General features: G+C 70.3%; 5 protein-coding genes. 1 reads left to right on the top strand and 4 read right to left on the bottom strand.

Annotated features, from left to right (window positions below; translation table 11 throughout):
- Positions 1 to 113 precede the first annotated feature (113 nt).
- Positions 114 to 2,669: a M1 family metallopeptidase gene (locus VF794_RS16590; RefSeq protein ID WP_331111525.1), complete on the top strand. Its 2,556-nt coding sequence runs from the start codon at positions 114 to 116 to the stop codon at positions 2,667 to 2,669.
- A gap of 33 nt (positions 2,670 to 2,702) precedes the next feature.
- On the opposite strand, the gene VF794_RS16585 is transcribed toward VF794_RS16590, so the two are convergent.
- The 4 genes from VF794_RS16585 to VF794_RS16570 all read right to left on the bottom strand — a co-directional run.
- The gene (locus tag VF794_RS16585; RefSeq protein ID WP_331111523.1) at positions 2,703 to 3,827 is read right to left on the bottom strand and encodes a HEAT repeat domain-containing protein; all 1,125 of its coding nucleotides are present in this window, start codon (positions 3,825 to 3,827) and stop codon (positions 2,703 to 2,705) included.
- Positions 3,828 to 3,886: 59 nt separating this feature from the next.
- Positions 3,887 to 5,005 (bottom strand): zinc ribbon domain-containing protein, encoded by a 1,119-nt coding sequence (locus VF794_RS16580; protein ID WP_331111521.1) that lies wholly within the window; start codon positions 5,003 to 5,005, stop codon positions 3,887 to 3,889.
- Between the two features lie 233 nt (positions 5,006 to 5,238).
- Positions 5,239 to 6,708, bottom strand: a complete 1,470-nt coding sequence (locus VF794_RS16575) for a heme peroxidase family protein (RefSeq protein ID WP_331111519.1) — start codon at positions 6,706 to 6,708, stop codon at positions 5,239 to 5,241.
- A gap of 227 nt (positions 6,709 to 6,935) precedes the next feature.
- Positions 6,936 to 8,953: CHAT domain-containing tetratricopeptide repeat protein (locus tag VF794_RS16570; protein WP_331111516.1), on the bottom strand; the 2,018-nt coding region annotated here is incomplete at its 5' end.

Here is an 8,953-nt window from a genome sequence, read left to right as displayed (position 1 = left end):
ACGAATCCCCTCCCGGCCCCCTGGCCTGAGCCGTCGCCCGGTGGACGCCTGTTGCACGGACGCACCACTCTTCAGCGGGCGTCCGCTTGCACTCCCGCTAGAGTCAGTGGTCTATGGCGCACGTAACCGACGACAAGAACTTCCGGCTCCCCCTCTCCATCCGTCCCCGGCGGTACGCGGCGACGGTGACGCTCGACATGGAGGCCAAGAGCTTCACGGGCCAGCAGACCATCGAGCTGGAGCTCGAGAAGCCCTCCCACGAGATCATCCTCCATGCCATCGCGCTGCAGCTCGGTGACGTGACATTCCGGGGCGCGGGCGGCAAGAGCCTGAAGCCCACGGCCATCCAGCCGGTGCAGGTGAGCGAGACGGTGGTGCTGCGCTTCCCGGAGCAGCTGCCCACGGGAGGCGGGGCGCTGGACGTGGCGTGGGCGGGCCGCTTCACCGAGGGCCTGCGGGGCCTGTACGCGGCGGGCAAGGTGGCGGCCACGCAGTTCGAGGCGGCGGACGCGCGGCGGCTCTTCCCGTGCTTCGACGAGCCGGCCTTCAAGGCGCGCTGGGCGCTCACGGTGCGGGTGCCGCCGGGGCTGACGACACTGGCCAACGGGGCCCTGCTGAAGGACGAGGCGGACGGCAACCTGCGCAAGCTGACCTTCCAGGAGACGGAGGTGCTCAGCTCATACCTGGTGGCGCTGGTGTGCGGGCCGCTGGTGGGCACGCCCGAGGAGAAGGTGCAGGGCATTCCCGTGCGCACGTGGGCGCTGCCGGAGAAGGCGCACCTGACGCGCTTCGGGCAGGACGCGGCGCTGGCGGCGCTGCCCCGGCTCCAGGACTACTTCGGGCTGCCCTACGCCTTCGGCAAGGTGGACCAGGTGGGCATCCCCGACTTCGAGGCCGGCGCCATGGAGAACGCGGGCCTCATCACCTACCGGGAGATCGCCCTGCTGTTGGATCCCGCCACCGCGCCGCTGTCGGTGCAGAAGCGGGTGGCCGAGGTGGTGACGCACGAGCTGGCGCACCAGTGGTTCGGCAACTGGGTGACGATGGTGTGGTGGGATGACCTCTGGTTGAACGAGGCCTTCGCCACGTGGATGGCGTACAAGATCGTCGACGCCTGGAAGCCCGAGTGGCGGGTGTGGCTGGACTTCGACGCGGGGAAGGCGGCGGCGTTGCACCTGGACGCGCTGCGCTCCACGCACCCCATCCGCGGCGAGGTGCGCAACGCCAACGAGGCGGGTGAGAGCTTCGACCTCATCACCTACGAGAAGGGCGGCGCGGTGCTGCGCATGATTGAAGGTTTCCTCGGCGAGGAGGCCTTCCGCGAGGGCATGCGCCAGTACATGCGCAAGCACGCGCGCTCCAACGCGGTGGCGGACGATCTGTGGCGGGCGCTGGCCAACGCCTCGTCCCAGCCGGTGCTGGAGCTGGCCAACGCGTGGATCGGCCAGAACGGCTACCCGCTGGTGACGGTGGGGCTGGAGGGCCGGACGGTGACGCTGTCGCAGCGGCGCTTCTACTCGGAGCCAGGGGTGCGCAGCGACGAGCGCTGGCCGGTGCCGATGGTGCTGCGCTACTCGGACGGGAACGGGGTGCGCGAGCAGCGCGTGCTGCTGCGCGAGGGGCAGGCGACGGTGACGCTGGAGGGCTCGGGCGAGGTGCGGTGGCTGTGCGCCAACGCGGGCTCGACGGGCTTCTACCGGGTGGCGTACGACGCCAAGGCGCTGGAGAAGCTGGCGGGGAACCTCCAGACGCTGGCGCCCTCCGAGCGCATCTCGCTGCTGGCGGACCAGTGGTCGCTGGTGCGCAGCGGGCTGGAGCCGGTGGCGTCCTTCCTCGACCTGGCGGGCCGCTACGGCAACGAGGAGGACGACGCGGTGCTGGAGGAGCTGGTGGGCCGGCTGGCGTACGTGGAGGGCCGACTGGTCGAGGGCGAGGACCAGAAGCGCTTCCAGCGGTGGGTGGAGAAGCTGCTGGGGGCGGGGCTGAAGAAGCTGGGCTGGGACTCGGCGGCGGGCGAGTCGGACCGGGTGAAGCTGCGGCGCGCGGCGCTGGTGCGGGCGGTGGGCGGAGTGGCCCGCAGCCCAGAGGCGCTGGCGGAGGCGAAGCCGCGAGTGGCGCGGGTGCTGGAGGGGAACAAGGCGGCGCTGGAACCGAACCTGCTGGACGCGGCGGTGGCCATGGTGGCGCGAGCGGGAGACCGGGCGCTGTTCGACACGCTGCTGGAGAAGATGCCGGGGGAGCCGGATCCGGCGACGCAGCGGCGCTACCTGATGGCCCTGGCGGCTTTCGAGGATCCATCGCTGGCGGAGGCGTCGCGCAAGCTGCTCTTCTCGGACAAGGTGAAGACGCAGGACGTGGCGAGCTTCGTGATGGGGCTGATGGGCAACCGCACGGGGCGGGACGCGTGGTGGGAGGAGATGAGGACGCGGTGGCAGGACGTGCTGGGGAGGACGGGCCGGGCGCCGATGCTGGTGCGCCGGGTGGTGGAGTCGATGGGGGCGCTGCGCGAGCGCAAGCAGCTCGACGAGGCGCGCAAGCTGCTGGCTGGGAGCCCGGTGGAGGAGGCGAAGCAGGCCACGGAGCAGACCCTGGAGCGACTGGAGCAGGACGTGGCGTTGCGCGAGCGCGTCATGCCCGAGGTGAGCGCCTGGCTCAAGCGCCAGCCGTAGCACCTGGAGAACGAGGCCCCCCTCTCGCTCGGCCTACCCGTCGAGCGGGTGGTCCCCAGGGGGCGAGAGCCCCAAGAGGACATCCATCATCCCGTCGAGCGACCAATCCTCGTCGAAGCACTCACCGTGCTCCGACTCCTCGCACCAGGTGAGGTGATACTCGAGGGCCCGCCGCCGTGCCTCTACCAAGGCATCCCGCAGCTCCCGGGCGCGTGTGTTCCCCCGGGCGTCCGGCGCCGTCAGGTGCCCCGCCTCGAGCCGTTCATCCAGACACTTCAGCGCGCCCTCCGCGGCCCAGGCGACCGCGTCGTCGTAGTCCTGGGAGGATTCGCGCCAGAACCTCAGCGCCACCTCCAACAACCACGCGTCCGCCTCGGGCTGGGCACCGGGCGCCAGCAGGTCCATCAGCAGCGCATCCAGTCCGGGATGCCCACGTCGGGCGACGGGCCGCAGGCACTCCCAGGGGAGCTGAATCCGCTGCGCCACATAGAGCTCCAGCACGAACTGGAGCGTCCCCTCCCGCGCATCCAGCAGGGCCGCGAGGAGTGCCCGCTCCCCTCCCAGGGAACACGCTCGCCGCACCCACTCCCGACGCAGCTCCGGGTCAGGTTCCAGGTGGAAGCGGGACACGAGCACGTCGGGCAGACCTCCCCCCGAGAGCCCGCTCCACTCCAGCAGCTTGTCGGCGGCCGCGCGCCGCACGTCGAGGCTCTCATCCCCCACCCTGGAGGCCACGGCGCTCCGGAGGAAGGCGGGCGTGTGGGGCGGGAGGTAGGCGATGGCGGCCCGGCGCACCTCGGCGGACACATCCGCCTCCAACCGTTCGTGGAGCACCCGCCAGGACTCGGCGTCCTCGGGGCGGCCGATCATCGAGAGGTACTGACAGGCCACGGCACGCACCTCCCCATCGAGGTCCTGGCGCGCGAGGGTGGCCAGCACCGCCCGCTCCTGGTAGCCCGCGAGCACGACCACCAGATGCCGGCGCACACCCGGATGGGGCTCGGTGAGCGAGCCCTGGATGAGTTCGGGACGGAGCGTCCCACCCAGGCGCAAGGCCAGGGCCCAGGCGGCGCGGACGCGCTCGGGAGCCTCCCCCGCTTCGAGCAGGGAGCGGAGTACCTCGGTGTCCAGGCGGGCGATCTCGGCGAAGTCACGCATGCCCGCGCAGCATACCGCTGGAACTGGCCGCCCTCTGGGACGAGGCGTAGCTCGAGGGCTCAGCCCTGGTAGTCCACGTCCGGGGCGGGCTCCTCCGACGGCGTGCCCTCCCCCGCCCTGTCCTGACGGGGCTTGAGGAAGCGCAGCGCGATGGCGGCGTCGACCATGAGCAGGCCCACGAGGAAGATCCACGGGCCCACGGTGTAGACGCTCATCATCAGGAAGAACCAGAGGGTGAGCCAGACGGCCATGATGACGGGCACGATGGGGTGCAGCGTCGACAGGCCCCATTGCCGCAGGGCGAAGGCCGCCAGCAGCACGAGGGAGAACTGGGTGAACGTGGCGAGCGGCTGCTCCCCACCGGAGAGCCCGGACATGGGCACGTTGCTGCGCACCCACGGCAGGAGGAGCGCGAAGGTGCACACGTTGGCGCCCACCACCGCCCAGCGGTCCAGGTTTGGATGGAAGGTGCCCGCGTCCAGGTAGCCCTCGTACTCCTCCGACGCGAAGAACCTCCGGCCCTGGTCGAAGCCGAGCACGATGGCCGCCAGCAGCCACAGGACCGAGATGAGCCCGAAGCCCATCATCAACAGGGCATGGGTGAAGGCGAGGGCGGCGTAGGCCCGCGCGATGCCCGGGTGCTGGGTCTCCCGCGGGAGGTCCTCCAGCGCGGGCGGCAGGGAGTGAGCGGCCGCGGTACGCACCTCCTGCGTGCCAGGCGCGGTGACGAGGCGCCACTCGTTCACCCCCACCAGGGCACCCCCCAGCAGCATCACCGTCGAACCAACCAACCCGATGCCCTGAACGAACGGCAGCAGCGAGAGCAGGAGGGCGAGCCCCACCAACCCCAGGCCCAGCAACGTCAGCGACTCGCCGGGGAGCCGGGAGCGCAGGCGCGGATCATCCAGCACGCCCCCGATGGCCGCGCAGAACTGCTCGGCCACGTTGCGAATGGGGGCGAGCACCAGGATGAGCATCCCCGAGGCCAGCTCGAGACCCGAGGCAGGCGGTGCGGCCTCTTCATAGGACCCGTCTGCCTCACCACCCGCGTTGTAGTCCTCCGTGCCGGAGTCCCCGTAGCCGGCGTCGTCCCCCAAGCCCTCGATCGGCTCGCCACACTCGACGCAGTAGCGATACGCCTCATTGGAAACGGGGTGGCCGCAGTGCGCGCAGGTCATGGGGGTCCAAACAGGGGGAGCCACAGCTTAGGCCCAAAAGACAGGTGCTTGGGAAGACCCTCCCCCCGCCCTCTGAAGAGAGGGCCTCGCCTCAGCCGTTGCCGTCCACGCGCGGGAGCGTCACGGTGAATCGAGCGGAAGAACTGTTGGCCACCCGGGGCACGCCTGGGGCGCCTGAGGAGGAAGGGGCTCGCCTCCTCGGACGGTCCAGGCAAGGCCCCCGGTCAGAGGGATTACGCCGCCGAGGCCGCCGCGGGCGGCCTCAACGGGACGCCGGCGAACTTCATCAGGTCGGCCATGAGGAACTGGCCCTGGGCGTTGGCGAGCTCCGGCCTCCAGTTCGGGTTGGCGTTGAGGAACGAGAACCGGTCACCCCGGAGCACGCCGACGAAGACCTCGGCCACGATGCGTCCACCCACCGGCCCGAGCCGCCTGCCCTGGTTGCCCTTCTCCAGCTCCGACTCCTTGAGGATGTAGAACCAGGGCGGACTGGAGTGCTCGAACCCGACCCCGAACTGCTTCAGCTCATCGAGCACCAGGGGCTTGATGCCCAGGCGCTTCGCCATGGCCTGACCCGAGGCGAGCCGGAGAGCCAGGCCCCGCAGCAGGTTGCGCTGTGCGAGCGACTCGGGATTGTTGAGCGTCCCCACGCCAGGCCCAGCCACCTGACCAGGCGCCCCGGTGATCAGTGCCAAGAGCGGGGTCGACAACTTGGAGTCGATGCGCTTGCTGAGGGTGAGGGCGTCCTGGGCGGTGTCTCCGAGTCCCTCGAAGAACCGCGACCACTCCACGAACCGCCGCTCGGCGCGCTTGCCCCCTCGCAGATCGTCCGGATCCGTGTTCGCGGGCAGGGCCTTGACGAAGAGGGGCTGGTTGAAGTTCCTGTTGAGCGTGTAGCCTCCGCGCACCTGGCTGTGCCCGAAGCGGTAGGCGGCGACCGCGAACTCCACCGGGATGAAGGGCTCGTTCCTCCACCCGAAGATGCGCTCCCGCGGGCGGTCGTCCAGCACGTCCTTCACCACCTTCTCCCCGACGATCTTCGGGAGGAACTCGTTCAGGATGATCCACTGGTAGTGCCAGCGCACCATCCGCTGGGCCTTCTCGAAGACCTGCGCCTCCGGGGTGTTGCCCTTGGCCCGCACGTGGTCGACGACCGCGTTGTGGAACTTGAGGAACGCGACATGCATCTGCGAAACGATGCTGTTCTCGTCGTTGCGCGGATCCCCGATGAGGGCGGTCTGCTGGCTGTTGCGTGGCATGTCATCGTTGGAGCCGGGACCGCCGAGCTTCTCGATGAGGAACTTCGCCGGGTCGTTCACGTCGTAGAGGTGGCGCGAGGCCCGGGGGCCGGAGCCGTACACGTTGTCCAGCTCGAGCGTCGGCGTGCGGAAGTTCTCGATGGCCTCCGGGTCGTTCTGCCGCTCCAGGATGGAGGTCGGGTCGAACGTCAGATCGTGATCGACGAACTGCCCGAAGAACGTGAAACCCGCGGGGATGGTCTCGTTGTCGGGGTTGTTGGCGGGGAGGGGGCCCGCATCCATCAGCCCCCCGACCTTGCCGAGCTCGAAGAGCGCCTCGCGGACCTTCTCGGTGTCAGGGGCGAAGACGGGCAGTCCCGGAAAGAGCCTGCCGAAGCGTCCCCGGGCATTGAACTGCGACTCGGGAGGGTTGTGGCCTCGAACTTGGGTGTCACCGTGCAACATCGTGGTTGATCCTGACTGGAGACGCTGGCACCGCGCAGGAGGCCAGTCGCAAGCGTCCCGGTTGAGGGTTTCCGCCTCCTGCATCCGAGATAGAGAAGCCGGAGCCACGATGTGACGGGCGACCACGGGGCGGTCAGCCCTACGGACCGCGGGCGAGGTGGAAGGTCTCCCAGCTCCCCACGCCTGCACTGTTGGTGTACAGCCAACCTCCAGCCCACCACCCCGTCTCACCCAGGACTCACGCATGCGAGCAAGGGGTCCGTTGGAGCGTGAGGCCAGAGCTCTGGACGAGGGTAACGGCCTCGGAGTCCACTCGTTGGTGGACACGTGTCATCCGGCGCCTCCCGGGGTGTGGAGGCGATCGCGCGCAAGGGAGCGTCGCTTCCCAGGGCGATGAAGGGCGCCCAATAGTGGGGATGGGGCCGGGACTCCCGGAAGGAGCGCATGGCCTCGCGCAGGGCGGAGGCGCGGCCCTGGCCAGCCAACAAGTTGCGGTAGTAGGTGTCCATGAGCAGGCGCGTGGAGTCGTCGTTGACCTTCCACAGGCTCATGACCACGGTCTCGGCGCCCGCCACCACCAGGGAGCGGCGCAGGCCGTAGATCCCCTGGCCCAGTTTGACATCGCCGCGGCCGGTGTCGCAGGCGGAGAGGACGACGAGCTGGGTACCCCAGAGGTCGAGCCCGGCCAGCTCGAGCGCCGTGACCAGGGCGGCGTCGGGACGGGACTCTGAAGAGGTGGAGGCGTCAGGCGCTGGGGCGTGAGCGCCCGCCAGGGCGAGGCCGGAGCGCAGCAGGGGCTCCTGGGGGCGCGGTGCGAGGGGGTTGTCGCCGAGTGCACCGAAGTGGCTCACGGCGCGGGAGCCCGAGGGAGTGGGGGCGTCCTCGAGGAAGAAGCCATGGGTGGCCAGGTGGAGGATGCCCGGGGTGGGCAGGTGGAGCAGCCGCTCCTTGGTGGCCTCGGGGCCGAGGAAGAGCTGGGCCTGGGGCAGCAGGCGCTGAATGCTCTGGGCCTCCAGACGCGTGCCTGGCAGGGGCACCCAGGCGTTGTTGGCGAGATCGGCGCGCAGGGTGGAGAAGAAGCGCTGGAGGGCGCTGGAGGGCACGGCCCGCGTGAGGAGGGCGGAGGCCTGGGACGTGGCGGCGCGAGGTGAGGCAGTGAAGTCCGGGTCGGCGAGGACGAAGACGGAGGAGGAGGGGACGATCTCCTGGGGACGGGGCAACAGCTCCCTTCCGGAGGTGAGATAGATGAAGTCGAAGGAGTCGAGGAGGAAGCGGCGGCCGTCGTGGAGCGCGGCGAAGGGGATGAGGCCCAGCTGGCCGTCGGGAGACAGGAAGAGGCGGCGGGTGCTGCCCAGCAGGGGCCGCAGGGGCTGGAAGACGAGTTGGTAGAGGGCGTGGGCGGAGCTCTGGAATCGAGCGTCGCGGCGTGCGAGTGCATCGCGCAGGCGTGTGGCGGCGAGGTCGATGGGCCCGGCCGGACCGAGGTCCAAGGCCTGGGTGGAGGCATCCGGGAAGAGCACCAGTGCCAGATAGCGGAGCTGGCCAGGACTCTTCGCGCGGGGCGTGCCGGGTCGGGGGACGAGGGGACTGTCCCGATAGGCGACAAGCTCGACGAGGGCGCCGTCCTCGGGGAGGGAGGCGGCCACCCGGTCGACGATCTCCGCGGGGGATGGCAGGGCGGTGAGCGCACGCAGGGGCGCGGAGCGTTTGGCGAGGTCTGCTTCGAGGGCGTCGCCCTCACTGGCCAGCGTCTCGAGGCGCCGTTGGTAATCCGCCGGGGGGCGAGAACCGGGGCCCGCGAGCGAGAGCGTGGCCAATTGAGTGCGCAGGCCCCGCAGCCGCTCGAAGGTGTCACGGTCCTCGGCGCCCAGGCTCCGGTAGAGGGTGCGGGAGATGTGGGCTGTCTCCTCGACGGAGCGACCCTTGAGCAGGAGCACCGCGCTGAGGGCCAGATGTTGCACGCGGGCGTCCTGGGGGTGCGCGCGCAGCAGCGCGTAGAGGGCCCGCTCGGCCTCGCGCAGATATTGGAGGAAGCTGGCCAGACGTGACTCGGAGAAGTCGAGCGCCTCCTGGCGCAGGCGCTGCTCGGAGATGGCGAAGGCGCGGGTGAAGAACGGCAGGGCGCTGGCGAGGCGCTGCTGGGTCAGGCGGAGCAAGGCGAAGCTGTTGAGCGAGGAGGCCACGTCGGGGTGGCTCTTGCCGAGGGTCTTCTCGCGGATGGCGAGCGCGCGCTGGAGCAGGGGCT

It is taken from the genome of Archangium sp. (assembly GCF_036389735.1).
Classification (GTDB): domain Bacteria; phylum Myxococcota; class Myxococcia; order Myxococcales; family Myxococcaceae; genus Archangium.
This window is presented reverse-complemented; position numbering and strand designations above follow the sequence as displayed.

Excerpts from the sequence above, each read along its gene's own strand:
- VF794_RS16590 (WP_331111525.1), top strand. The coding sequence starts at position 114 with ATGGCGCACGTAACCGACGACAAGAACTTCCGGCTCCCCCTCTCCATC.
- VF794_RS16585 (WP_331111523.1), bottom strand. The coding sequence starts at position 3,827 with ATGCGTGACTTCGCCGAGATCGCCCGCCTGGACACCGAGGTACTCCGC.
- VF794_RS16580 (WP_331111521.1), bottom strand. The coding sequence starts at position 5,005 with ATGACCTGCGCGCACTGCGGCCACCCCGTTTCCAATGAGGCGTATCGC.
- VF794_RS16575 (WP_331111519.1), bottom strand. The coding sequence starts at position 6,708 with ATGTTGCACGGTGACACCCAAGTTCGAGGCCACAACCCTCCCGAGTCG.